This window comes from Pseudoalteromonas sp. AWH4_217, from assembly GCF_056161105.1.
This window is the reverse complement of record NZ_JBSWYM010000024.1, coordinates 22616-49221: the sequence shown is the minus strand read 5'-3', so window position 1 is coordinate 49221 and position 26606 is coordinate 22616. Positions and strand designations below refer to the sequence as shown.

Below are 26606 nucleotides of genomic sequence, written 5' to 3'. Positions count from 1 at the left end.
CTAAGAGATCAGCTCAACCAGTTCATTTTTATTGATGTCGCGCAGTTGACCATCGAGGATCTGAATATTTCGATGGGCACGCTGTGCCAGCTCATTATCATGGGTCACCATGAGTAAGGTGGTGCCCTGACGATTAATCTCCTCCAGCAGGTCCATAACCTGTCTTGCCATCATAGTGTCCAGGTTGCCGGTGGGTTCATCGGCGAGCAGAAAACGCGGCTGGCCCGCCAGTGCCCTGGCAATGGCGACCCGTTGCTGCTGACCACCACTTAACTGTGCGGGAAAGTGGCTGGCGCGGCCGCCAAGGCCGACTAGTTCAAGGCTGTCTTCAATACGTTTTTTACGCGCCTGAGCGGATAAGCCCCGGAAAATCAGCGGCACTTCGATGTTGTCGTAAAGATTTAGGTCGCTGATCAGATTAAATCCCTGGAAAATAAAGCCAATCTTCTCATTGCGCAAACGAGACAGCTGTTTATCACCTAATGTACTGACATCTTCTCCGTCCAGTTCATAGCTGCCTTGTTCGAAGCTTTCAAGCAGCCCGGTAATATTCAAAAAGGTCGTTTTACCTGAGCCAGACGGGCCTGTCACGGCAATAAATTCGCCTTCTTCTACGGTGAAATTAACGTCTGACAGTGCGTGTGTCTCGACCAGCTCAGTGCGATATATTTTACTGATGTTCTTCATGCGTAACATGGGTATGTTCCTTTATTATTATTCGCTGAGGATCACTTGTTGTGATTGTCCGAAAGCAGCCAGACTTGAGATAATGATTGTATCACCAGGTTGCAGCCCCTGGGTAATCTCTACTTCTCTGACACTTTTGACACCCAGTGAAATAGGGGTTCTGAATGCGGAGTTTTGTTCAATTTTGTAGGCGGTGCGTGATGCGCCGGTTTCGACAAAGGCGCCGCGTTCAACCTTAAGTACATTCTGTTTTTGCGCGATAATGATCTGAGCATTGACGCGTTGATTCTGGCGTAAATTTCCGGGCTGCTCGGTAAAGCGGATCCGACCACGAACCTGGCCCTGCTCAACTTCGGGAGAAATAGCCACTAAAGTCGCACTGTAGTGTTCATTGTTAATTTGTACATTTGCTCGCAAACCTATGCCTAGCTCATCTGCGAGGTTTTCAGGGATATAGGCTTCGACCTCCAGCTCGTTGAGGTTAACCAGTGACATCAATTGCGTGTCTCGCTGCACATGTTGCTTCTGCTGAACATTCAGTGTGCCGACAATACCGGACAAAGGTGAATGTAAAGTCAGCGCTTCGACCTGGCGGCGCAGTTCTTGTGTCAGGTGGCGCTGACGAGTGAGATTGAGTTCGCTACTTTTTAGCTCAAAGCTGAGTCGCTCTTGCGCCAGTTGCAGGCTGGCAATGGCATGGCGTTCATTCAGCTCTGCACGTTTCAGAGCAACCTGAGTTTGCTCCAATTCTTCTTTAGAGATGATCTGTTTTTCGATACTGGTGCGGGCTCTGGCCATTTCACTTTGTGCGGCCTCGAGCTCTACTTTGGCCAGCTCCATTTGTTGCGTGTTGTCCAGTTGCTGTTGTTTGATGGCGATTTTCTGGCGGCTCACTTCCATCTCCAGGCGTGCCAGGGTGGCTTCTTCCTGAAGTAGCTGGTTACGTAGTTCCGGACTGTCGATGGTCAGCAATGCTTGCCCGGCCTTAATTTCATCGCCAGCTTTGACAAACAAAGTAACAGTGCCGGCCGCAATGGCGTACATAGAGGGACTATCTGCCGCCATGGTACGCCCTTCCACACGCAGATCCTGGACCATATCGCCTCTTACTACGGTGGCTGTTCGTAAGGTTTGTAACGACACCACCTGATCAGCGTTGAGTAGTTGGTCGAAACTGTTGTAGGAAGCTGTTGCAGCCCCTATTAGCCCGATGGCCGTTGCCATCGCCAGCCACCAGCGGGGCAGTCTGCGTGTTTGCTGGATCACTTTGTCTTGTTGTCTGGTATCTCGGATCATGCCGGGTACGGCTCCTTGTTTTCTGGATTACTCCTCTAGTTACAAAATCAATGCCAAATCTTAAGTTTATGAAATTAGAGGTTTATTTTGTTTTTCTCTGTTGTGTTGTTATCGCAGCGGACGGACAGCGGACAGTACGCGGACAGTGGATGGGTGTCCGGACAGGTGCAAAGTGGGGAGCTGACAGAATACACTAGCATTGCTGGGTTGTTCCTGTACCATAGAGACATAAGCTAAGCTGCTGTTAATTAAGTGGTAATGGAGATACGATGATCCAACTTGATGAAGTCACCTTTAAGCGCCCGGATGGTATCGGGTACAGACATGTGTTGGATGGCTTAAGCTGGTCGGTGGCAGCCGGTGAGCAAGTCGCGTTAACGGGTGAGAGTGGTTCTGGTAAAACAACACTCCTCAATATTCTGGCAGGCTTGTTGACACCAGATGCCGGTTCTGTGTTGATCAATGAGCGGAAGATCAGTCATTACAACACCACTGAGTTGGCATTATACCGTCGTACAATTGGCATGATCTTTCAGCACTATCAGTTACTCAGCCCGCTCACGGTTGCTGATAATATGGCTTTCCAGGCACGTTTGAATGGTCGCTCAGTCAGCCATGGCGACATTATGGCTATGGCAGAAAGACTGGGGATAGCAGCTAAGCTCGACGCATATCCATCGCAATTAAGTGGCGGGGAGCAACAGCGCGTAGGGATCGCCAGAGCACTGCTCAATCAACCTCGCATGCTACTGGCGGACGAACCCACCGGCAACCTGGATAGTGTGCGAAGTCAGGAAGTACTGGAGTTGCTGATGGCGCTGTGTAAGGAGCAGCATGTCAATCTGATTATGGTGACGCACAGTCGCGCACTTGCAGCGCAATTGCCACGGCTGGTGGAGTTACGTGATGGGCGTATACATGAATGAGTTGAGCCTGATCTTAGTCACCTATGGCCAGTTCTATCGGCGCCATAAAGGTCTGCTGGTATTGTTTCTGGTGGGTTTGAGTTTGGGCAGCGCCTTGCTCAGTGCAACACTGGGCTTGAATCAGGAAGCATCGCAGCGTTACACCACCAGCACAGCGCTGTTGTCACAACCGGTAAGTCATTTTATCCGCCCACCATTAGGGGAGAATGGTCTGGCTTTTTCGTTATGGCAACGACTTAATGCAGCCGGATTTAAGCAGGTCCAGCCGGTGCTCGAAGGGCGGTTAAGAACTGATGAAGGCCAGACACTGGCTGTTCGGGGTGTTAATCTGCTGCAATGGCAAACCGCAGGTGCTTCAGAACCAGCAACAGATGAGTCGGCTGCGCAAGCAACACGAACTAAGCTGTTTGATACTGTGTTTTTGTCACCTCAGTTAAGTGCCCGGATGAAACTGGATGGATCTGTGCTGCACATTGATGGAACGAGCTACCCGACCAGCCTGTTAGATGGGACGGGCCATTATGCCCTGATGGACATCAGTTTGGCGGATAGACTGTTGCAGGCGGGTGGACAGAGTAGCTACTTTGAAGTATCCGGTCTGAGTGAGTCTCAGTCACAACGCCTGATTACGCTACTTGGCGCTGAAGCCAGACTGGAGTCTGCCCAGGCACAAACCTTCGATGCACTATCGGGGGCCTTTTTCTTTAATCTTCAGGCACTGGCCTTACTGGGTTATGTGGTGGGGGCCTTTTTAAGCCTCAATGCCATCAAACTTGCCTATCAGAGTCGCTTATCACTACAACAACAGATGGCCACGCTGGGCTGCCGTCAGGGTCAATTACTGAAGGCATTGTGTCTGGAGGTTTCTGTACTGAGCATTGTGGCGGCAACACTGGGCAACCTGATTGGTGTCGTGATGGCCAATGCGATGATGGGTGACATCAGCACTGTGTTAGGGAGCTTTTATCAACTTGACCGCGCACTGACGGTGCAGTTCAATGTCTGGCTGGTGCTCGTGGGGAGTTTACTCAACCTGGCTATTTTGGCCGGGTTTGTTATGTTACAAAGTCCGCTGGCACACCAGCTTTCCAGATGGCTGGCACCTGGCCTGTTTTTCATGGCGTGTCTTGGTGGTCTGCTATTGATGCATTTTGCACAGACTAAATGGCAAGCGCTACTTTTGTGTGTTTGTGTACTGCTGTTATTTTTTGCGCTCACTCCTGTGCTGGTGGGCCAGGTGTTCCGTGTTCGCTGGCCAACCCGCTCCCCTTTGCTCGGCTGGCTCAGAGCTGACAGCCTGACCCAGTTACCCGCTTTATTGAGCTCTGTACTCGCGATTTTGATGGCGATGGGCGCAGCCATAGGTATGCAGGTGATGGTAGGGAGTTTTAGCAGTGCATTGGATGCACATTTGCAAACTCGCCTCAATGCCGATCTGTATGTCCGGCCCGATGAGCCGACTTCCCAAATGCGTCAGGCACTGGCTGAAATGAGCGAAGTTGAGCAGGTTGGTGTGTACTGGTCAGCACAAAGCGAATTCACACTGGGAAACGACGTAATCCCCGCAACTATCATGAGCTTTGGTGAAGATCATACTTATCACCAGCATCTGACCCTGTTAAACAAACGACCACTAGAAGCGGCACATCTGGCCAATACAAGCCAGCATATATCCTGTCTTATCAATGAACCCGGTATGAGACGGCATGCTTTGAAAGTGGGCAGTATATTGGAGGTAAAGCAGGGCCTACGTGCATTTCATTGCAAGGTTAGAGGTGTGTTTTATGATTATGGTGAGCCCGGTATTAATCTGGTTGTAAGCTCGTCGGTCATAGTACAACAGGCTTTTTTGTATGAGGCAGTTGGCTTTATGTTGACGCTAAAAGATGGAGTTAACTCAGAGCGGATTGCTGATGTCATTAGTCAGCGTTGGTCACTGGCCGGACACCAGTTAATTCACAACCGGGTGTTTAAGCGCTTCGCAAAACAATTATTTAGCCAAACTTTTCTGGTTACCCATGCACTGAACTTGTGCATTATGCTCATTGCTTTATTCGGTGTCTGGGTGAGCTTTCTCACTCTTGGGCGGCAGCAATTACACCCTATGGCGGTGCTACAAACGTTGGGCGTGACCCAATGGCAATTATTTGCTCTCAAGTTATGTCAGGCTGCGCTTATTCTCGGTATGACGTTGTTTCTGGCCGTGCCCCTGGGCATTCTGTTGGGCTGGGTATTGTTAGAATATGTGATGCCCATCGCCTTTGGCTGGAGTATGGCCATGGTGCTCAGTTGGGGCGACATTTTGGGGTTCTGTGCTGTGATACTGTTACTGGCGCTGGTGGTCAGTGCCATCCCGTTGTTGAGACTGATCAGGCGCAATGTAGCCGACAATGTGGCGCAGTTATAAGGAGTAACGAATGCAGTTTATCGGTTTAATTTTACTCATTATATTAGTTTTAACGGGATGCCAGCCCGGCGCACCTGAAGCTAAAAAGAATAATGCAGCGATGGCTGTCCTTGGCCAGGAACTCGGTGAGCAGGTAAGTGCTGAGCACTCTCTGGTGTTTCCCCGCGATCATGGTGCGCACCCTGAACAGGGGGTGGAATGGTGGTACGTGACGGGCAATCTGAGCGCACAGGATGGCACTCAGTTTGGTATGCAGTGGACCTTGTTCCGGGTGCTTGACCCGGGGTTTTCTGCTTTTCAGGGGTCGCCCTGGTGGGACGGCCAGCTGTACTTTGCGCATTTTGCCCTGCAGGACGGCCGCACCCATCATGCCTTTGAGCGTTATGGCAGAGCTGGGCAGGTCGAGATCCAGGCCAGTCCTTTTATTGCCCGGCTGGATAACTGGCAACTGGCAAGTCGGGAGAGTTCATTCTTACCTTTGCGATTACAAACCCGGGAATCAGGTTATGGCCTGGATATTACACTGGCAAACAGCCCGCAGGTGTTGCATGGCGAGCAGGGATACAGCCAGAAAACACAACAGGGTCATGCCTCCTTTTATTACAGTTACCCCTTTTTACAGGTGGCGGGTACGTTGACCTATGCGGGCACACATTATGAGGTCACAGGTCAGGCCTGGCTGGACAGAGAATGGTCTTCGGGCCTGATTGACAGTCAGCACGGAGGCTGGGACTGGTTTAGTTTACAAAGCACGGAGCCTGGTCAAGGTGCGCTGATGGCATTCTGCACTCGAGATGAAGAGCACGCTTATGCTTATTGCAGTGCCTCAGAGATATCATCTTCCGGAGAGGTTACGGCTTATCCCGACGAGCAAGTCACTCTGACAGTGCTGGACAGAGCGAAAACGCACGACGTGACACACCCTGTTAGCTGGCAATTGCAGTTACCGGGCAAAGAAGCGGTGATCATTGATGCGCTGCAATCAGACTCTTTGAATACTTTGAGCGTGCCTTACTGGGAAGGCCGAATACGCAGCCGGGGTGGGTTTTCCGGGCAAGGGTATGGTGAGTTGTTTGGGTATTGAGTATTCCCGGGTCAAGGAGGCAGAATTGTGCAATTGTCTTTATAAGATGTTGCTATATAAAACTGTCTTATGGCTTTTCGGACTGAGTTGGCTGACAACCTTGTTATCAGGGCTGTAATGATAAAGGGGCACAGGTGTACCAAGTGCCAGCATTTAATTCAAACAACCCTGGTGGGGCCTGCCACAAAAAATAATGAGTAATGGGTTATGCGGGCAGGCATACACTGTCGGTGCTTAGGTGTTACTCCCGATTATACAGGGGCATGGCGACTCCTGAGACGTCAGGGAACTCCAGAACAGCGACAGGCGTGAAATCACTTTCGGCCAGGAAGAAAGTTGTCAGGCTGGCTCGTGAATGAATCGTAAACTCCCCCACAAATGGCATCATCCAGCCACTGTCACTTGATAGTACACCACTCAATTGCGGTACTTTACTGTAATCGGGTAACAGGTAGTCAGGAAGCACGTTATCACCAACAGAATGCAGTGGCAGGTTGACGCCAATCTGACGGGTGTAGGACACATCCAGCATGGGCTGTCCTGTATATTGGTTATTCAGGGTTAACGTATGCTGGCGTGGCGTGATGGTAATCGACACATCGGCTGCTTGTTTGGGGTAGCCCCAGATCTCGCGGCCAGCTCTGATTGCTACTGGGTTATCAAGCATCAGGTGCTGGTTATATAGTGCATAATTATGCGGTTTTCCAGCAGCTTGCTGTTCAGCATTCGCCGCTGCCAGTGCCGCCAGTACTTTACCGGTAAAATCCAGTTGAGCACTTGGGTCGGTCATATCACCCGGGCAGGGCAAAATGGGGTCGACACTACCGCGACGTTTAACATAAAAGCTAGAAATAGTTTCATTATAGGCACCCGCCGGGCTGGCGGTAATTTTTTGCGTATACAGCGCGCCAATGCCTTGTGATGCAGTGCCTTCACAATGCAGCCGGACCGGCTCCCATTGCCAGTTCCATAAAAAGAACTGTGCAATATTCGCATCAATCAATCCAACGACAGCACTGGTGGCTTCACCTTGTACATGAAAGGGCATATCGACGGGCGTGCCATCTGAGAGGTAAGTGGTATCGGTTATTGGATAAGATTCACTCAGATCCACGGCATAGCTTGTAGTGCTCAGCGATATTATAGTGCCGAGCAAGAGGGATTTGATCTTCATCATAGATCCTTTTTAGTTATGGTTTTCCTTTAGGGTATTTTGCCGGATACACACTGATTTAGGTACGCAGTGTGTAAAAGCGGGACTAGGTTAGCATGGCGCAATGAAAAGTAAATGAAATGAGCTGTTCAGAGACGGCTGACTCAAATGTATACGAGTGTAAACCAGCTATTCTTTCCATATCCGCAATGCTGTAAACTGCAGCCCCATTTCTGTGGGCAGGCTGATTATTAAATCGCAATGTGCGTAATTAAGAGGGATGTATGCCTGAATTAAACATCTTTCAAGCGCAATTCGGCTCCTATCCGAGCCAAGAGATAAGAAGGTAATTGTAACTTATGATCCCATTTGTGGTGTTGATCACGGTATTGGTATGTTTTATCAGCTACGGGCTTTGGCCTTTAGCAGTCTCTGTGCTGGGTTATCTGGTATCAGAGCAGCCATCGGAGGCGGTGGTCCTGATGTTGTTCTGGTTAACCATGGTATTTATCCAGTTTGTAGCAATGTGGCACATTGCGAAAAGAAAGCCCAGAGGGCGTAATTTCTTTTTTTATACCGTGTGGATCTGTGTTTTTGTGCAGAGTGCCGACTTGTTATTAGGTACAGAGGGCGCCTTACCTGTCTGGGATTTAGTCGATTTGTTTATCTATCCGGCAGCAGCAATGTGGATACTGTATGCCAGCGACGTCAAAGAGTATTTTGACAAGTAATAACGTAACACAAAGAGTAATAATATGAGTAAATGTGGTAAATGTGACAGCGATATCTCCTTTATGTCGGTATTGAATACGCCGAATCCATTCAAGCTAAAATGCAGCAGCTGTAAAGCTCCGATTTCTCTGAGTCTGGTGAGTGCTGGTATTGTTGCGAGCATCATACTGGCGGTGATAAGTACCATCCTGATATATTTTTATGGTTCTGATGGGTATTGGATTAAGGTGGTGTTACCTACTGTTTTAGCCGCAGAAGGTCTTTATTTCGCCGCTATCCGAATGGGGCTGGTAAAAGTCAAGCCAGAAAAAGCAGCATAAAAAATGGGAGCCGGCAGCTCCCATTTTTTATGTGGAATTAGTTCAATTCGATCTTGTAAGTTGGCACGGCACTGACTCGCTGGCTCAGGCGTCCGAGCAGGATCCACCAGGCAAATAAGGCGCCAAGCATCAGCGCAATCCACATGGCTGCCGATGCCGGTGCTGTGCTGAGTTGACCGACCTGATAAACAAGCGTTGCCAGTATATAGGCAATTGAGGTTGTCCAGCCAATGACTACCCACATCCACTGACTGCCAGACTCGCGTTTAATGGCGCCCAGTACTGCAACACAGGGGGTATAAAGCAGGATCAATACCAGGTAGGCAAACGCACCGAGCTGGCCATTGAACTGAGCAGCCATGACAGTCAATAGCTCATTGCCAGCGTCACCGCCTTCTTCGACGGCCCCCAGACCTAATGGGTCACCAAGGTTGTGAAGCAAATCCACCGAGTTGTCCCATAGTGTCATAGCCGCTTGGTATGCAGAGTTGCTAAGAGACCATGTTTGTGGTTCTTCCGGTGCACCGACATACAAGGCGTCCATCGTGCCGACAATGGCCTCTTTGGCGAACAGACCTGTCACGATCCCAACGGTTGCAGGCCAGTTGTCTTCTTCTATACCCAAAGGTGCAAACACAGGTGTCACCACTTGTGCGGCCTTAGACAGCATAGAAGCTTCGCTGTTTTCATGGCCAAAGCTGCCGTCCGTACCGATAGAATTGATCATACTCAGCAGCGCAACGACAAATACTATGGTTTTGCCGGCACGGGTAATAAAGCTCCGTAAGCGCTGCCAGGTGGTCATCATCAGGTTACGCCATACCGGCAGGTGGTAGGCGGGCATCTCAATAAAAGAGGGCACTTTTTCCTGTTTGAACACCCGTTTTCTGAACAGGTAGCCAGAACCCACAGCAACCACAATGCCAAACAAGTACAGTGCAAAGACAATATTGGCCCCATTGACCGGGAAAAATGCCGCGGCAAACAAAGCGTACACGGTTAAGCGGGCACCACAGGACATAAAAGGGGCCATAATTACCGTCAGGAGGCGATCCGACTCTCGGCTCATTGTACGTGCGCTCATCACGGCAGGGACGTTACAACCAAAGCCCACAATCAGCGGCACAAACGCATTGCCCGGCAAACCAATGGATGACATCAGACGGTCAATAACAAAAGCAGCACGCGACAGATAGCCACTGTCTTCAAGAGTGGACAAACAGAAATAGAGTACTGCAATGACAGGAATAAAGGTCGCGACCAGTTGTAAACCGGCGCCAAAGCCGTCACCCAGGATCACTCCAAGCCACTCAGGTGCCCCCAGGCTGGTCAGTAGCAGTTTCGTCCCGTCGATAAAGATGGCACCAACCAGAATATCGAAAAAATCGATAAAGACGGCCCCGAAGTTGACAGCAATGGTGAACATCAGGTACATCATAAACAAGAAAATAGGGACGCCCAGCCAACGATTTAGTACCAGTTTGTCGAGCCGGGTGGTGAAATCAGAGCGCGTCTGCGACATGATACTGACGCCGTTACTGAGCTTTTTGACGCTTTGATACCGTTTTACAGTGTCTTCGCGGTTGCTGTCTGAGTTGGCGACTGGCTGCCTGCTTGTTGCCGGTTTATCTGATGCAAGGTGGTGAGTTAAGGCATCGGTCAGTGCCTGCATTCCCTCGCCTGTTGAGCCCACCATAGCGATAACGGGTACGCCCAGGCGTTGTGACAATAACGCAAAGTCAAGCTCTTTACCTTGTTGGCGAGCGACATCAGTCATGTTAGCAACCACAATCACAGGCGTTCCCGTTTCCTGCATTTGGGTAGTCAGAACCAGGTTGCGTTCGAGGTTGGCACAGTCGACAACATTGACTATCAGGTTAGCGTCCCGGGAGCGGATATAGTCAATGGCAATCTGTTCATCCTGGCCCGGATCAATCTGAGCCATACTGTACAGGCCCGGTAAGTCAATGAGCTCAACCTGCTGACTTTGTAATGTCAGCTCGCCACTTTTGCGTTCAACTGTGACGCCTGGCCAGTTCCCCACTTTTTGCCTGGCGCCGGTAAGGCGGTTAAATAGGGTGGTTTTACCACAGTTGGGATTACCAACGAGGGCGATTCTCACGTGACCTTACTCCTTTAAATTAGCGGTTCAGTTGGATAAAGCGTGCATCCGTTTTGCGGATACTGATATAGGTGTTACCTACTTTGGTCTGAATAGGACAACCCAGTGGAGCGACATTGAGCACTGTGATCTCTTCACCCGGGATCAGGCCCAGCGCCATCACTCGGCTGATCAGGGCTGCATCCGGATGATCAATATCCGCAATGGTTGCTTTGTCATTTGGTCTTAAATCTGCAAGTGTCATAGAGATAATGCAAACCTTGATAAGAATTATTTATTATTAGGGTGCTATGGTACCGCAACTTAATTGTCATAAACAAGCAAACGAGGCGAAAGTTCGACACTATTAAGTAATTAATAAAGCTAAATTTTTTAAATAGTTACGTGTTTTAAAATGATGTCATCTGGGGGTGTTGAGTGCTACACACTATTTGCACATTGTTTGCCATCTCTTTGCACATTGTTTCGCTAGTGTGTAAGTCAGGCCGAACAGCAACGGAGACAGGCAATGAAGTTAACGAACGAATTCAGCTACCCAGGCACACTTAAAATATTGGCACTTATGATGAGCGCCACCGTGCTCAGTGCCTGTGGCTCAGGAGAAAGCCAGAATACGCAGTCAGCGGCTACTGACCAGAGCACAACGAACCAGAGTAATGACAGTACAGAGTCAAATGGCGATGATAGCGGGTCTGATCCGAGTGATACCAGTGATCAAGTATCAAACAACCCAGATGAAACAAACACGCTACCTGGCTGGATCCTGAGCTCAGAGGCAGAATCAGCCGCAGTTATGCTGGATGATTCGGGACAGCCTGCGCAGGTTAACGTGCAGGTTGTCAGCGCCATTGAGCAGTCGGGCCAAGGTTATACCGTGGTTATGGCGTCTGGTATGCCGGATTACCAGGTTGTCATCGACGAAGCGGTATTGACAAGCTTGTCTTCACGGCCCAGAGCCAATTCCGATTTTGCCACAGGTTCGCCCGATGTGGCGATTGGCGATGTGGTAGAGTTTGGTCAGGATATAGGGTACAACAGCAACAACAGTTGTGCATTAGACGCGGGACAGGGTTACTGGCCGCCGGGTCCGGTATGCCCTGAAGTGATGGACAAAACGGGTACCTTTCCAAACCAGCCAACACTGAGCAGCGAAACCTGCGAGACGGGCTTAGGGTCGGTAGGTTTTTGGGTTAACGGGACCTCTGTGTATAACTGGGGGGATGGACAGAGCTATAACAACGAAGGAGTATGGCAGACACTGGCACCGGTTGCAGAGCAATATGATGTTGATGTGTGCGGCGGCCATGCTGCACAGGGTGACTATCACCACCACTATTACTCGTCGTGTCTGGCTGATATGGTAGGTGACACAGGTATGGGTCACTCTCCTATTTATGGTTATGCAGCGGATGGGTATGCGATTTATGGCCCCTGGGAGGCGCAAGGGCAACTGGCAATCAGTAGTTGGGAAGTCCGGGACTATAGCGCCAGTGAAGCGACGGGATGCAGCGACGGTGCCCGAAGCTGTGTGCTGAATGACCAATATGATGTCAGCCAGGGCACCCGTACTGTTTCCAGCGGACCCGGTTTTTCTGCTGTGGTGCGCACGCTTTCCAACAATGAGCTAGTTGCTGAAAACGGCTACTTTAAAGAAGATTTCTATTGGAATACAGCGTTGACTGCTCAGGGCGGTAATTATCTGGACCAATACAATGGCCACAGTGATGCTGAGCGTGGCTATCACTATCACGTCACAGCCAGCGAAGAGAATGGCAAACTGATACCGGCATTTCCCTATACGGTAGGCGATAGATTTGCCGGAGAGCTGCAAAGTAATGCGCTAACCAGTTGCGGTGGCAGACTACCTGGTGGTCCGGGTCGGGGATAGGGGCAAATCAATGAAAATATTCGCACTGATCATTGCTGCATGCCTGTGTGTTAGCAGCACGGTAGCGTTAGCTGATACTGCCATTCACCAACATAAAAGCCTGGAAATTAAGCAGCAAAGCCAGTTACCCAGGGTATCTTTGACGGTTGTGCGTGACCAAACAGATGGTCTGAATCTGACAATTGGCATTGCTAACTACGTGCTAAATTCGCCTGCCGAGGCGGAGCGTAAACAGCAAACTCTGACCGGTCATGCTCATCTGTTTATCAATGGGGAGAAAAAAATGCGTGTCTATGGTCAAGATGTACACTTGCCGGCCAGCTGGTTTCAGGAAGGGGTCAATCAGATTGCGGTATCGCTAAACAGCCATCAGCACGAGAACTGGACCTGGAAAGGCAATACCGTCATGGGGTCGGTGTTTGTTAATTTGGCTGAGCCTGATTTGGTATTGCACCAGTTTTCTTCTCAGCCATTGCTCAGCCATCACCACCATTAATACGCAGCGCTGGCCACTGTGTTGTGGCCAGCCTTTAAAAGGTCTCTTTGAGTAAGTTAAGCATATCCTCGACCGACAGCTTGCCAGCCTGCTCGTTACCTGCCAGCAATTGATCCGCCAGGTCTCGTTTGTGCTGGTGCAGTGCGACTATTTTCTCTTCTATGGTGTTCTTGGCGATGAGGCGATAGATAGTCACCGGACGTTGCTGACCCATGCGATGAGCCCTGTCAGAGGCCTGTGCTTCGACAGCCGGGTTCCACCAGGGATCCATATGGATCACATAGTCGGCAGCGGTGAGGTTCAAGCCCGAGCCACCGGCTTTTAGGCTGATCAAAAATACTTCGCCATTGCCACGCTGAAACGCATTAACGCGCTCCTGACGTTGTGTGGCAGGTGTACTACCATCCAGATACTGGTAGGCTATTGCACGTTTCTCAAGGAGTGTTTTAATGATCTGAAGGTGGCCCACAAACTGGCTGAAAATGAGCGCCTTATGGTTATTTTGCCGTAATTCATCGAGCAGCTCACCCAGGGCATCCAGCTTACTGCTGGGCAATGTGCTTTCTGCCATGACCAGTTTAGGGTGACAGCAGGCCTGGCGGAGTTTAGTCAGCTCTGCCAGCATTTTTATTCGCTGTTCCGCTGCTGAGCTGGTGCTGGCAGATTCGGTGATCTGATCGATGGCATGCTGTCGCAGCGCTTCATAAAAATTCATCTCATCATCGCTGAGCGAGACAGTCAGGTTGATTTCGGTTTTCTCCGGCAGCTCAGTGAGAACCTGGCTTTTCAGGCGCCGCAGAATAAAGGGCTTCACCAACTGTTTTAGGCTTTGACGCGCTTTATGTGCCGCGAGCTTGTCTTGTTCGGCATTTTCCATGGGCTGTGAAAAGCGGGCATTAAAGCGCTTCAGATTACCGAGTAATCCGGGGTTTATGAAACGAAACAGTGACCATAATTCGGTCAGGTTGTTTTCTATTGGGGTGCCTGTGGTGATCATCTTAAATTCGCCCTTGAGAGCACAAGCTGCCACAGTGCGTTTGGCCAGCGGGTTTTTCAGCGCCTGCGCCTCATCGGCGATGATGGTATGCCATTGCTTGGCTTTTAACAGTTCAGCCTGACGCTGCAACAGACCATAACTGATCACTACGCAATCAAATGGGCCTGCCTGGGTCAACAGCTGCTCACGCTCTTGCGCACTGCTATGATCGCTAAACAGCATCATGTTTAAAGCTGGTGCAAACTTACTCGCTTCCTGTTGCCAGTTAAAACACACAGAAGTTGGTGCGATGATCAGGGTTGGCCCTTCACTGGCGCGTGCCAGGATCACGGCCAGAGCCTGTAAGGTTTTGCCCAGTCCCATGTCATCGGCCAGGCAGGCTCCGGCGCCCCAGTGGGCCAGGCGCATCGCCCAATCGAATCCTGCCAGCTGGTAATCGCGCAGTTGCGCCTGCAAGGTGGGAGGAACGCTGAGTGTCAGTGCATTGGCCTGGTACATCTTTTTGCTTTGCTCTTCCCAGGCTGGCAGGGTTTTCATGCGCATGCCTGCGGTGGCTTCAGCCACCTGACCACTGGCAAGCGGGTGGAATTGACCCTCATCGGTCACCGTATCAAGCTGGGCGAGTTGATTACGCAAGTCTTGAGACAGTGCCAAAATTTGTTCACCGTCCAGGCTGACAAAGCGGCCATGGCTGGTGACCATCAAACTTAACAGCTTTTTCAGCTCAATGACCTGTGCATCATCGACCTGCAGCTCTCCGGTCACGTCAAACCACTGATTTTGTTTGCTCATGGCCAGGGCAAGATGCTGGGACTCAAGTGGTTTGCTGAGACGGAATTTCTTCCCTCTTGGCCAGCGCAGTCTTAATGTCAATTCATTCACAGGTTTTGCAATACATTGCTCGAGCTGCTCCAGGGCTTCCAGCGCCATTTCCAGGTCGTCCAGTTGCAGTCTATTGTCAGACATAGCCAGGAATGCCGGGCAGTGTTCATCCAGCAACTCCAGCCAGCATTGCTCCCGGGCTAAGTTGCGCTGAGTGGCTACCCGTTTGTTATCAATTTCTGTTGTCAAATTAGGACTGCCAATGCCTGGATGCAACATCGGACCCTGGTCGCCAAATGGCATACTGACACAATGAAACTCCAAACCGCCCTGATAGGGGGTGATGTTGACCACCAGCTCTTCGGCTGGTTCCACTGTGCTTAGTCCGGTTTCTACCCCTTCGAGATCGGATTGAATATTCAGTAAAGGGGCAATGGCTGTGATACTTTCGAGCAGCTTGGGTTTGGCGGCTTTGGGTACCACCAACCCGCTCTCACCGATGATCTCTGCCACTTGTAGGTGCTGACGTGTGAACAGGGTAAACCCATAGCGATGCCCCTGAAGTGAATAGAAGGCGTATTCGTCCTGTCTGGCATGCTCATCCAGCTGCATTCGGTAGTCTATTCCTTGAGGCAGGTTAGGGATCGACATCATCAGCTCATCGCCGTTATCGCGGATCTGAAGCTCAGCCGGATATTCAGTCAGTTCAATTTCTGTATTTAAATCCTCGCCCAGATACAGGTTTTGAGCGCCCGCCGCTGCGCTTAGCGCACTTGCGCCTTCGAGCTCAAATGTGCGTCCACCATAGTAGCTGTGGTTTTCATATACCCGAATGGCCGCGATGATCTCTTTATCCTTGTCGCTCAGGTATTCAAAGCTTTCGGGCTCGTCGATTAACCTTTTCAGCGCGACATTGCGGCCCTTACTCCAGCCTTGTTTCCCCAGTTTTTGTTCCCGAGGCTTCAGGGTGAGGTCAAATCGTGATTGCTCAAGCTGCCAGATGAGTCGATGGCTCTGTGGTGATTTATCCTCAGTGGCTGCGTGATTTGGTGCCAGGTTTTGCAGCTTTTCCAGAGCCAGTTCCCAGCCGCTTTTTTGTTCTATCAGATTGGCAAAGTTGAGCACCAATCGCTGAGGTATGCTGGGGACCGGAGCCTGATGGAGCAGCAAAAGATCCGCCCCCATACAGGCAAACAAAGGTTGCTGCATTGTGCTGAAAGTCGTACAGGCCTCGCTGAGGCGATTTAGCCTGGCTGCTTGTGCGCGGGCACCCGTCCAGTGTGTAGCAAGGGCAATCAGTAACTGCAGCAGGGCAAAATCAAAGGGCTGCGTATTCCTGAGTACTTCATAATCTTGATATTGTTCACTGAATGTCTGAGCGTCATTGAGACATTCGGTAAGATACTCTAGTAAGTTCAGAATGGCGTAGTTAAATGTGGGTGCTTTCTTATCCGCAGCTTCAGCCCGAACCAACTGGCGCACTGTTTTAAATAGCTGGGGCTGACCCTGACAGGCCTCGACCAGAATGGTCAGTTTATGAAACAGGCCAGGCAGGCCACCCAGATATTGCTGTTTGCGTCGGGCCAGTTTGTTTTTGGCCACGATGGCTTGTTCAAATAATGCGTGTGCGGTTTGCTGCTCGCCAGAGCACATGGCCACAATTGCACGTAACTGCAATGCATAGCAGCTGGTGTCGTTGCCAAGACTGGCGATACATTGATCCAACTGTGCGCGATACAGGTATTGCTCGGCCAGTAAGCAGTGCAGCAGCTGATTGTCAGGCTGACGCTGACAAAGCTGCTCTATCAGCTTGAGCGCGGCAAAATTATTCTGACAGTCACTTCGTAAGGAATGAACTAATGTGGCACACGCCTGATATAGTAACAGCGGCGGTAGCTCAGCCAGACGGTCGGCGTCTGCCGGAAAAAACAGCGAATCGACTAACACCTGGTTGGTGTAATGATCCAAATATTGCGGATTCTTGTGAAACGACAACAGGTCCGCGGCTTTGTCATATTGGCCAAGCATGAGCAGGTCGCGGATAAAACGCTGTTCGTCCGAAAAATCACGTTCCCATTCGTACAGGTTGATTATAGGCACGATTTGTTCGGCGTAATTCAAAGTGCTCATAAAGCGATCTTCACGCAACGCGTTGTGACACAAAGAGGCTTCAATGAGCGGCTGCACCCTGAGGCCCTTTTGATTGCTGATCAACAACCCGGCTTCTGCCAGAGCGGTTCTTTGTTCTGGCAGCATACCCTGACTGAGCGCGGCTAAGTCGTGAACCTGTGCTTCAACCAATAACTTTAGCAAACGTTTTAGTCTACTTATTGCGACGGGTTTGCCGATCAATGCCAGGACCTCCAGCATGATCTGTTGTTCTTTAGGCAGCTGCGCGTAGCGTGTCAGGAGTTCTGTTATTTGTGTCTGACTGAAAGGGGTATAGTGCATGCTCATGGACCTAACCAGGCCGTGCTCCGCAAGTTGTTGTTAATTGCGAAGCAAAGTAGCAGATGCGAGGTACGCGCTCAAGTCAAACCAGCCACAGAGAAAGTATAATACAGCTGCGAGCTGCTGTTTTGAGACTGAGCCTGGCAAAGTACAAAGCCCGCTTTTTCCAGCACTTTTATTGAAGCGGGGTTGTCTGCTGCAACGCCGGCATTGAGTATGGCATCAGGCTGGATTTCTCGCAGATGAGTCACCAGTCCCTGTAGTAGCTCACTGGCATAACCCTGACCCCAGTGTGCTTCGCCTATTAAATAGCCAAGTTGTATGGTTTTGGTTGAAAAGTACAACATTGTCAGGCCGAGGCACTGTGCTTGTTTATCTCGCACCAGCAACAGGTCACAGTGTGTGAGTTTGTCCTTTATCCAATCAATAAGCTGAGCCGGAGATTGTGGGCAGTGTTGCCAGTCTTCGGGTAAAAAGTGCACCGTATTCGGTGTCAGCAAGTGTATTAGCTGGTTTGACTGTGCCGGGCTGAGCTCGTTGACCAGTAAGGATGCGGGGATGACCTCTAACCTGGCCGTACTGAATTCAAGCTTTGTCATGAGCTTGCTCCTTTGTGTTGACTTGCGCTTCTGACATGCCTGCTTTAAATGCCTGAGTGAGCTCGTGGCCTTTTATTGCCGGTAATGCGAGTGCTTTCAGAGCCAGGCTGCCAATCATGATCAGTAACGCTGTGACCAGCGCATCCAGACCCATCCCGATCATTGTACCAGCCAGACCAAATGTCTCTGTTAAGGTGGTAAGTTCAGGCAAAGTATAGACTCCAGTGAGCAGTTGTAGGGTTAAAGCCGCCCAGAAGCCAAAACAATACGGGCAGTGCCAGGCTGAATATAAATAGGCCAGTGGGGCCGGCAAACGCGCCACCAGAGCGTTAAACCAGATACCCCATTCGGGTAGCTTCTCCCACACAAGGACATGAATGGACAGCCCCATCAAAACGAGTGATAAAGTCATGCGTGTCTCCTTAAAATCGGTGTATTGTTTTATCTGTGTCTATTATTCTCAATAAAGCTGACTGGTGTTATTGTTGGGTTTTTGATTTAATCGGCTTATTTTAAGATTGCGGGTGAAATAAGATGACCAATCATGTTGTAGCCTGTGGTCAGATGAAAGTGGCCAGACTGGCACAAGAGCCGCATGGTACACACAGCGAGAGTGTTTTAAGTTTTATTCGTTCAGGCTCACTGGATATGCTACATGGGGAGACTTTTACCGCCACGCAGGGCATGTTTGTGCTGGTGCCCGGCGGGATGCCACATACTTTATTGTCGGGGTCCGACTTACATGTTCACTGGATGAGCTTTTGCCCTGACTGTCTGGGGCTTGAACCCGATGCCGCTTTATTGCAACCTTTCCAGCAGGTGCGCCTGGGTGCTTTACCTGCATTGACCTTGTCAGGTGAGCGCGTCGAATTTGTTCAGACTTTATATCAGGAGTTTGAACTGGCGTTGCAGCAGACATTACCACTGGAGGTCATGAAGAGCTTTGTATTTTTGCTGCTGCACGAAGTGTCACTGGCGCAACAACCCGTTAGCTGGCGTGCGGGCATGCATCCTAAAGTGGTCGCGGCACTGTCCTACATAGAGAGTCAGGGGTTGCAGCCGGTTTCTTTGCAGGGGGTGGCCGACGCGGTGTTCGTGAGTGCCCCTTATCTGGCCACTCTATTTAAACGAGAAACGGGTTACTCAGTCGGTCAATGGCTCACAAAAAAGCGCCTTGGTGAAGCCTGTAATCGCCTCATGCATACGCATACACCGATTGCGACCTTGGTTGAAGAGCTTGGTTGGTCAGACACCACTCATTTTATTCGCCAGTTTAAGGCTGCCTATGGGGTGACGCCTGCGCTGTGGCGCAGGCAGCATAGTCTGAAACAAGCGCGTTAATGATATGTACCGCTTGTGTGTAAAAAGCACACAGTCATGAGAGGGTTAAATTACTGATCTTAAGCTTCTAATCCATTTCATAAAGCACAGATGCATGATAAGTTAGTCATAACATGTTAACGGGTATTTATTTGTGCGCCTGCTATAATTGCAATCGGGACCGAAAAAAACCGGTCTAGGTTGAGCCGAAGAATCACAGTAATAGGTAAATGCACTTTGTTTAAGGAAATTGAAGACCTGAGCGAGAGTCTGGTGTTGATTGTTGAAGACTCAATGCTGACGCAAAAAGTCATCTCGTGCTTTTTAGAGGGGATTTGTTCGGTACATATGGTGACATCTGGCGAAAAGGCGATTGAATTTTGCCGTGCTACACCGCCAGACCTGATCCTGATGGACTGGGTATTGGAAGGTATGTCTGGAGTAGAGGCCTGCAAACAGCTACAGGAAATGGAGGGGCTGTCTGATATTCCCATTATTTTTGTGACCTCCAATATCAGTGAACAACAACAGGACTTGTGCTGGGATGCCGGCGCGGTTGACTTCATTCCTAAACCCATCGTAGCCAAGACTCTGATCAACAGGGTTAAAACTCATTTAAAATACAAACAGCAGGCCGATACGCTCAAGCGCTATTCGTATTACGATGGCCTGACAAAAGTATTCAACCGGCGCTTTTTTGATATGGAAGGAGCGCGTCAGTTCAAACAGAGCGTTCGTCAGCAGCATACCTGCTCAGTGGTGATGCTGGATATTGATCACTTTAAAAAATTCAATGACCGCTATGGTCACTTGAATGGCGACGATGCACTTAAGGCTGTTGCCAGTGCGATCGATGGCCAGATACGCAGACCAATGGATGGGGTATATCGCTACGGTGGTGAGGAGTTTGCCATCTTACTACCAGACACAGAGCCTGACGGGGCGAAACAGCTTGCCGATCAATTTGTTGATGCGGTCAAAGCGCTGGACATTGTCCATGAAGATTCGGAGTTTGGGGTGGTTACTATCAGTGCGGGTGTTGCGAGTAATAATCGGGGTGAACACTATCAGGATCTGGCGCAGCTGATTGCTGCGGCGGATGAAGCGCTCTACAACGCAAAACACCAGGGTCGAAATCAGGCCTGTGTGGCAGAAAAAAAGGGCGCTTAGGCCCTTTTCAATTGACTGCTAGTACCAGGGCTTAACCTGCCATGTTGTACAGCAGTGCAGAGACAGCTAAGAGGCCGACTATCAGGATAAAATAGGTGCCAAGATGGTGGCGGTATTTTTGTAGTGTCGGTACCTTAAAAATGGCAATGGTTGGCATGATAAAGAGGATCATGGCAATAATGGGGCCTGAGATGGCACCCATCATATCCAGAATACTGGGGTTCATTACCGCACATACCCAAATGGCGATAAACATCAGGCCCACACCCAGTTTATCTATTAAACCCACAGATAAAGATGACTGCTTGCTCAGCAGACCGTTAAAGCTCTCGCGTGCTCCCAGAAAGTGACCAAGGAAGGATGAAGTTATGGCAATAAAGGCGACCAGTGGACCCAGCATGGCAATAAACGGATTGTCATACACATTGGCAAGATAAGATAAAACAGACACGTTGGCTTCTTTGGCTTCGCGCATTTGCTCGGGGCTCAGTGACAATACACACGAAAAGACAAAGAGCAGCACGAAGACAATCAGCATGAGCGAAGTATTACGCAAAATGGCTTCAGCTTTGTGTGTGGTATTGTGTGCATAATGACGGCGCTGGGCATTGGCAAAGCTTGAAATGGCCGCAGCATGGCTGAATGAAAAGACAATTATTGGTACAGACAACCACAGCGTTTCACTCAGGGTGGCGATGTCCGGCGTTGCCACAACGGGTGCTTGCCAGTGTGGGATCAGATACAGTGACAGCATAAGCAGGATGGCAACCAGTGGGTAGACCAGTAAGGCAAATGCACGTAGTAACAGCTTTTCCCCGCCCAGCATAATGGCAATCATGCCCGCAACCAGCAAGCCGGAAAGTAACACTCTGGGAGGCGATGCCATCTCCAGCTGATTCACCATGAAGCTGTCTACGGTGTTGGTCAGACCAACACCATAAATCAACAGAATTGGGAAGATTGAAAAGAAGTACAGCAGTGAGATTAAGCGGCCAGATGCTGCGCCAAAATGCTCTTCAACGACGTCGGTAAAATCACTATCTTTATGCCCGGAAGACAGAACGAACCGTGCCAGTCCTCGGTGAGCCAGGTAGGTCATGGGAAAGGCCAGTATTGCCATGATCATTAGTGGCCAGAACCCACCGATACCTATATTGATAGGCAGAAATAAAATACCGGCGCCGACAGCGGTACCAAACAGGCTCAGAACCCAGTTGGTGTCATGCTGTGTCCAGCGACCCCGACTGCTTTGGCTCTCCCCGTCAGCGAGTGCTGCTGCAGAGAGCCCTTCTGGGGTATTACTCATACTTGTTGTCCTATGATTAGAATTATATGCGCGCGGATGATATAAAAAATACGGCAGATATGCATGTTTTCATCGGTACTCAGTCTGTATGTGAGCAAATACTCAGCAGGGATGGTTAAATACTGGCCATATGGCCCGGGGTAACGACAGATACCACCACGGCATTTGACTTTGTAACTTTAAAAGGTACGATTGGGGTCGGAAAATAAGCTAGTATCATAATACAGAACATAGTATTTTAGTCTCTATATCATGCCCAGTTATCAAATACCGTCATGCGTCGTGCAGTTAATCTGATTGGGCTAGCAAGGTAAATCACGCTATGGAAATAATTAATCTTGATCCGCATCACCCGGAAGTGTCGCAGTTACTGAGAGACATAGATGCGTTGATGAATACATTGTACCCACCAAGCAGTAACCAGCTGATCCCTGCGGATGAGCTAGCTGCTCCGGATGTCTATTTTGTTGGGGCCAGAACAGAACAAGCGCTGATGGGTTGTGGGGCATTGGTGCCAAAAACCGATGAGGCTGGTGAACTGGCGTGTTATGGGGAGCTCAAACGGGTGTATGTGCAGCCGCCATATCGAGGTTTAGGTGTGTCCAAACAGATTATGCAGTCACTCATTGGGTATGCCAGACAGTGTGGATTCAAAATACTCAGGCTTGAAACTGGGATCAGGCAAACTGAAGCCATAGGACTTTATACGTCATTGGGCTTTATTCAATGTGAGGCGTTTGGCAGTTATGAGCCCGATCCGTTGAGCGTATATATGGAATTGCATCTTTCATAAGTGCGCTTTTCTTTGCGGGCGTTGAGTCACATTTTTGCTATACTCCCGCGACGAATTTTTTGAGCTTTACACAATTATGTCCTTTGAATCTCTCGCCATAGCGCCGACCCTTTTAGACGGGCTTGCGGCGCTCGACTTTATCGAGCCGACGCCTATTCAGGCAAAAAGTATTCCCTTAGTTTTGGCAGGTCACGACTTGCTGGCATGTGCACAAACGGGTACCGGTAAAACCGCGGCGTTTATGTTGCCTATAATGACACAGCTGATAAGCAAACCGGCTAAAGGTGTCCGCGCTTTGGTACTGGCCCCTACTCGTGAACTCGCTCAGCAAGTGGCACAGCATGCCAGTGCTTATGCGGCTCATAGTGACTTGGTGACTGTTTGTCTGCATGGTGGAGCCAACATTGGGCCTCAGGAGAAAGCCCTGAGAGAGGGGGCTGATATTGTGGTTGCCACACCCGGACGGCTGTTGGATCATTTGATCAAAGGAACATTGACGCTATCAGCTATAGAATATCTGGTATTCGACGAAGCGGATCGAATGCTTGATATGGGGTTTATGGGTGAAATACGCCGTATTATGCGCAAGATGCCATCTGAGAGGCAAACTTTACTGTTTTCAGCGACGGTTGATGAGGCCATTTTTAATCAGGTCAAAGATTGGTTGAAAGAACCCAAACGAATAGGCATAGAAGTTCAGAACCAAACCGCAGCTAAGGTCGAGCAAATCTTCTATGCGGTGGATGAAGAGCGCAAACGTGAGCTGATCGCCCACCTTATTGGAAAGAAAAACTGGCATCAGGTGCTCATTTTTACACGCACCAAAAAGCAAGCTGATGACTACGCAAAAGAGTTAAATAAGGATGGTCTGAAGACGCAGTCTATCCACGGCGATAAGTCTCAGGGGGCCCGGAATAAAGCGCTTGCACAATTTAAAGACGGCGAAATTAGAGTACTGGTTGCAACCGATGTGGCGGCGCGTGGTATTGATATTCAGCAACTGAACTACGTTATCAATGCGGAGCTACCTTACGTGGCTGAAGACTATGTACACCGTATAGGTCGTACTGGCAGGGCAGGAGAAGCGGGCACAGCGATTTCATTGGTCAGCATTGATGAGCAATGGTTACTGGAAGAGATTGAAGTGCTGCTGGATGAGCGCCTCACGCCTCAGTGGTTAAGCGGTTATGAACCTGATCTGACCCGTGAGCCTAAAAATGAGCGGCAAAACTCAGCCAAATCTCGCCGTCAACGTGATAAAAAGCGCGTACTGGGTCAGCGTGGTAAGCGTCGGCGTTAATTGCTCAGATAATTATAGTAATGGCACACTAATTTTTTGGTTGAGCTAAGGGTAATCTTAGTTCAACTTGGCATCCACTTACCTCTTCAGACTGCTGGTAATTGGACAGCGATAACTGCCCGCCATGGTTTTGTACAATCTGTCGTGCAAGGGCCAGTCCCACGCCTGTTCCATGCTCTTTTGTGGTGTAAAGAGGAATAAACAGGTTGTCTGGGTTTTGGATACCAGGACCTAAATCACGTATCTGTATGGTCACGCTATTGTGAGTATGCAAAAGTTGGCAGTCGATGGGCTTATCAGGGGCGGCTTCGACGGCATTTTTAAACAAATTGATCAAACACTGTTCCAACTGGGTCTGATCTAACATCAGCGTGGGCAATGGCTGCGCCTTGAATTGCACTGGATGGCCGATTAAAGCGATCACCCCATTTAACATCTCGTTTAGCACACAGGGCACACGTTGTGGTGCCGGAAGCTGACTCAATGCCTTGTATCCACTTATAAAGCTGTGTAACCGTCTTGCGCGTTCAGCGATAATCGCGAGTCCTTCGTGGAGATCCTGCTTGTCCTCTTGGGGGGCTGAGAGTTGGCTGACCAGCTTAGTTAAAGTGGCAGACAAACTATTGATGGGTGCCAAAGAATTATTAACCTCATGGCTGAGTACTCGAACCAAATCCTGCCATGCTTTGTGTTCCTGACGACTGATCACCAGCTCAAGATCAGACAGAATATACAAAGTATGTTGTCTGGCTTGTTCCCTGAAGGAGTCTTTGAATAAATGCCAGCGAGTTGGCTGCTGGCGCAAGGTCAGGGTGACCAGATCGTGGTTGCAGGCGCTGTCCAGCGGCGCGAGCTGCAAAGCCGTCAGTGTTTGTCCGCACAGCCGTGATTGCGACTGGGCTAGCAAACGTTCAGCTGCTGGGTTTGCCATGGTGATTCTGTTGTCAGAGTCGGTCGCAATGATCACAGCATCAACTTGTTTGAGGAGCTTTGCCATCAGCAGTTGATGTTCTTTGTAGTCGAAGCGGGCGGAAGCCAGGCTGTCGCAAAGCTGATTAATTTGACTTATCAGTAGCGCTTGCGGGCCTGTTGCGTTGGCTGATTTGGCGCGCAGTGTAAAATCGCCATGGTTGAGAGCTTCGATCAGATTACCAAATGAGATAAACTGCTCGCTGAGTTTGTCATGAATTTTGTATAACGAGGCCAGAATCCCACAGCTTAGCAGCAGAACAATCAGTGCTTTGAGGTACAGGCTGATATCACTCAAAGAAACAAAAATCAGCGCTGTGAGCCAGCTGGGCAGTAGTGCTAAGGAAACATAAATGAGTTGTTTGCATTCAAAACTCAGGCGCGTTGTCATAATTGATATTTCTCTAACCGGCGATAAAATGCACTGCGGCTTAGTCCTAGGGACTTAGCTGCGGCCAGCGCATTGCCTTTGTGGTCCATCAGTCTGCGTTCAATCACCCTTTTTTCTATTTCGTCCAGTGTTCCCTCTGGCGGCTCAGAGTCATGCACTGTCGGGGGAACATGTGGTTGTGAGGGGGTTAGCATCAGGTGTTCTGTGGTGATTTTATTTGCTGCCAGCAGCGTTGCTCTTTCCATCGTGTGTGCCAGCTCTCTGATGTTGCCAGGCCATGGGTAAGTCATCAGTGTAAAAACGGCCTCCTGACTGAGTTCTGGCGCGTGCTTTTGTAAGCGCCTGGCAGCCTGTTCGATAAATGCATTTGCCATAGGTTGAATATCTTCCTGTCTCTGGCATAAAGGTGGCAGGTCAATAACAAAGGTGTTGAGGCGATAGAACAGGTCCTGGCGAAAACGCTGTGACTGCACCATGTGTGCGAGATCTGCGTTGGTGGCGCTAATCAATCTGAAATCAGCCTCCTGGGTTTTACTGCTGCCCAGTCTTTCAAATTGGCGCTCTTCCAGTAAGCGTAATAGCTTGGCTTGCTGTGATAGAGGAATATTGCCAATTTCATCTAGAAACAAGGTGCCCTCACGCGCCAGCTCAACCCGTCCTATTCGTTGTGATTTGGCATCGGTAAATGCGCCTTTTACGTGACCAAATAGCTCGGATTCAAACAGGGACTCGCTGACGGCACCCATATTCAGAGAGACAAAGCGATGTTCACTGCGAGTGCTCATTGCATGAATGTGTCTGGCGAGCAGGCTCTTTCCGGTACCATTGGGGCCGGTGACTAGTATGTTTATATCAGTTCTGGCAACTTGCTCAATCTGAGCCATCAACTTTTGCATGGCGGCAGAATGAGTTATCAGAGGGGGCTGGCTGTCAGCCAGAGATGCTTTCAGGCTGGCATTTTCAGCACTTAGGAGCTGGTTCTGGTGGCGCTCAGCACGCAGTTTAAGCTGGTTTACAATAATGCTGTGTAGCCGTTCATTTTCCCAGGGCTTTTGAACAAAATCCCCGGCACCGGCTTTCATCACTTCAACGGCGATTTCAATACTGGCCCAGCCGGTCATGCAAACGATGGCCAGGGTATCGTCGAGCTCGTGCAGGCGCTGTGTCAGGGCTATGCCTTCCTGCCCTGAAGTGGTATCGGCACCATAGTTAAGATCGATCAGTGCAAGATCAATGCGCTGTGACTTAATAAAATATTCGGCTTCTGACGGTGAGCTGGCGGTGCTGACCTCAAAGCCTTCACTTCGTAAAAACAGACGCAAGGCGCTAATGATGCTGCGATCATCATCGCAGATCAGTATATGTGACATAGGTTCT

At 49.8% G+C, this 26606-nt stretch carries 22 protein-coding genes; 11 read left to right on the top strand and 11 right to left on the bottom strand.

Annotated features, from left to right (window positions below; all coding sequences use genetic code 11):
* Entirely contained in the window at positions 1–696 is a 696-nt protein-coding gene (locus ACXAH1_RS21840) for an ABC transporter ATP-binding protein (protein ID WP_138552918.1), read from the bottom strand.
* Positions 697–714: 18 nt separating this feature from the next.
* Complete coding sequence (locus tag ACXAH1_RS21835) at positions 715–1983, bottom strand: efflux RND transporter periplasmic adaptor subunit (protein WP_475199623.1); 1269 nt, start codon at positions 1981–1983, stop codon at positions 715–717.
* A gap of 269 nt (positions 1984–2252) precedes the next feature.
* Between ACXAH1_RS21835 and ACXAH1_RS21830 the strand changes: the two genes are divergently transcribed.
* The 3 genes from ACXAH1_RS21830 to ACXAH1_RS21820 are packed head-to-tail and all read left to right on the top strand — an operon-like array spanning position 2253 to position 6400.
* On the top strand, positions 2253–2909 hold the full coding sequence (locus ACXAH1_RS21830; RefSeq protein ID WP_475199621.1) for an ABC transporter ATP-binding protein: 657 nt from the start codon (positions 2253–2255) through the stop codon (positions 2907–2909).
* Complete coding sequence (locus ACXAH1_RS21825; protein ID WP_475199618.1) at positions 2902–5316, top strand: ABC transporter permease; 2415 nt, start codon at positions 2902–2904, stop codon at positions 5314–5316. Before ACXAH1_RS21830 ends, ACXAH1_RS21825 begins: the two co-directional genes overlap by 8 nt.
* Positions 5317–5326: 10 nt before the next feature.
* A complete protein-coding gene (locus ACXAH1_RS21820) occupies positions 5327–6400 on the top strand; it encodes a lipocalin-like domain-containing protein (RefSeq protein WP_475199616.1) in 1074 nt (357 codons plus the stop codon).
* 241 nt (positions 6401–6641) lie between these two features.
* On the opposite strand, the gene ACXAH1_RS21815 is transcribed toward ACXAH1_RS21820, so the two are convergent.
* The gene (locus tag ACXAH1_RS21815) at positions 6642–7577 is read right to left on the bottom strand and encodes an acetoacetate decarboxylase family protein (protein ID WP_475199615.1); all 936 of its coding nucleotides are present in this window, start codon (positions 7575–7577) and stop codon (positions 6642–6644) included.
* Between the two features lie 335 nt (positions 7578–7912).
* Here ACXAH1_RS21815 and ACXAH1_RS21810 point away from each other — a divergent pair, with 335 nt between their 5' ends.
* Positions 7913–8284 carry a hypothetical protein gene (locus ACXAH1_RS21810; protein ID WP_475199613.1) on the top strand — a complete coding sequence of 124 codons (372 nt, stop codon included), beginning with the start codon at positions 7913–7915 and terminating at the stop codon, positions 8282–8284.
* A gap of 24 nt (positions 8285–8308) precedes the next feature.
* A complete protein-coding gene (locus ACXAH1_RS21805) occupies positions 8309–8605 on the top strand; it encodes a hypothetical protein (protein ID WP_475199612.1) in 297 nt (98 codons plus the stop codon).
* Positions 8606–8642: 37 nt separating this feature from the next.
* On the opposite strand, the gene feoB is transcribed toward ACXAH1_RS21805, so the two are convergent.
* The gene (gene feoB / locus ACXAH1_RS21800; protein WP_475199611.1) at positions 8643–10727 is read right to left on the bottom strand and encodes a ferrous iron transport protein B; all 2085 of its coding nucleotides are present in this window, start codon (positions 10725–10727) and stop codon (positions 8643–8645) included.
* 19 nt (positions 10728–10746) lie between these two features.
* Entirely contained in the window at positions 10747–10971 is a 225-nt protein-coding gene (locus ACXAH1_RS21795) for a FeoA family protein (RefSeq protein WP_475199608.1), read from the bottom strand.
* A gap of 264 nt (positions 10972–11235) precedes the next feature.
* On the opposite strand from ACXAH1_RS21795, the gene ACXAH1_RS21790 reads away from it, so the two are divergent.
* Together ACXAH1_RS21790 and ACXAH1_RS21785 are read left to right on the top strand one after the other, a co-directional pair.
* Positions 11236–12615 carry a YHYH protein gene (locus ACXAH1_RS21790; RefSeq protein WP_475199606.1) on the top strand — a complete coding sequence of 460 codons (1380 nt, stop codon included), beginning with the start codon at positions 11236–11238 and terminating at the stop codon, positions 12613–12615.
* A gap of 10 nt (positions 12616–12625) precedes the next feature.
* A complete protein-coding gene (locus ACXAH1_RS21785; protein ID WP_138552929.1) occupies positions 12626–13111 on the top strand; it encodes a hypothetical protein in 486 nt (161 codons plus the stop codon).
* 34 nt (positions 13112–13145) lie between these two features.
* On the opposite strand, the gene ACXAH1_RS21780 is transcribed toward ACXAH1_RS21785, so the two are convergent.
* From ACXAH1_RS21780 to ACXAH1_RS21770, 3 genes are all read right to left on the bottom strand, one after another.
* A complete protein-coding gene (locus ACXAH1_RS21780) occupies positions 13146–17381 on the bottom strand; it encodes a DEAD/DEAH box helicase (protein WP_475199634.1) in 4236 nt (1411 codons plus the stop codon).
* 77 nt (positions 17382–17458) lie between these two features.
* Positions 17459–17980 (bottom strand): GNAT family N-acetyltransferase, encoded by a 522-nt coding sequence (locus tag ACXAH1_RS21775; RefSeq protein ID WP_475199605.1) that lies wholly within the window; start codon positions 17978–17980, stop codon positions 17459–17461.
* Positions 17967–18392: a hypothetical protein gene (locus ACXAH1_RS21770; RefSeq protein WP_475199603.1), complete on the bottom strand. Its 426-nt coding sequence runs from the start codon at positions 18390–18392 to the stop codon at positions 17967–17969. Before ACXAH1_RS21770 ends, ACXAH1_RS21775 begins: the two co-directional genes overlap by 14 nt.
* Before the next feature lie 122 nt (positions 18393–18514).
* Between ACXAH1_RS21770 and ACXAH1_RS21765 the strand changes: the two genes are divergently transcribed.
* Both ACXAH1_RS21765 and ACXAH1_RS21760 read left to right on the top strand, forming a co-directional pair.
* Positions 18515–19321: a helix-turn-helix transcriptional regulator gene (locus ACXAH1_RS21765; protein WP_475199601.1), complete on the top strand. Its 807-nt coding sequence runs from the start codon at positions 18515–18517 to the stop codon at positions 19319–19321.
* Between the two features lie 216 nt (positions 19322–19537).
* The gene (locus ACXAH1_RS21760; protein WP_138552934.1) at positions 19538–20470 is read left to right on the top strand and encodes a GGDEF domain-containing response regulator; all 933 of its coding nucleotides are present in this window, start codon (positions 19538–19540) and stop codon (positions 20468–20470) included.
* A 31-nt stretch (positions 20471–20501) separates the two neighbouring features.
* Here ACXAH1_RS21760 and ACXAH1_RS21755 read toward each other — a convergent pair whose 3' ends face one another.
* The gene (locus tag ACXAH1_RS21755) at positions 20502–21776 is read right to left on the bottom strand and encodes an aromatic amino acid transport family protein (protein WP_475199598.1); all 1275 of its coding nucleotides are present in this window, start codon (positions 21774–21776) and stop codon (positions 20502–20504) included.
* Between the two features lie 322 nt (positions 21777–22098).
* Between ACXAH1_RS21755 and ACXAH1_RS21750 the strand changes: the two genes are divergently transcribed.
* Together ACXAH1_RS21750 and ACXAH1_RS21745 are read left to right on the top strand one after the other, a co-directional pair.
* Positions 22099–22569, top strand: coding sequence for a GNAT family N-acetyltransferase (locus ACXAH1_RS21750; protein ID WP_138546336.1), 471 nt, complete (start codon positions 22099–22101; stop codon positions 22567–22569).
* 76 nt (positions 22570–22645) lie between these two features.
* Entirely contained in the window at positions 22646–23869 is a 1224-nt protein-coding gene (locus tag ACXAH1_RS21745; protein ID WP_475199597.1) for a DEAD/DEAH box helicase, read from the top strand.
* Between the two features lie 28 nt (positions 23870–23897).
* Here the strand turns inward: ACXAH1_RS21745 and ACXAH1_RS21740 are convergent, their stop codons facing one another.
* Positions 23898–25229: a sensor histidine kinase gene (locus tag ACXAH1_RS21740; RefSeq protein ID WP_475199595.1), complete on the bottom strand. Its 1332-nt coding sequence runs from the start codon at positions 25227–25229 to the stop codon at positions 23898–23900.
* Positions 25226–26599, bottom strand: a complete 1374-nt coding sequence (locus tag ACXAH1_RS21735) for a sigma-54-dependent transcriptional regulator (protein WP_475199594.1) — start codon at positions 26597–26599, stop codon at positions 25226–25228. The genes ACXAH1_RS21740 and ACXAH1_RS21735 overlap by 4 nt, the downstream gene beginning before the upstream one ends.
* Positions 26600–26606 lie beyond the last annotated feature (7 nt).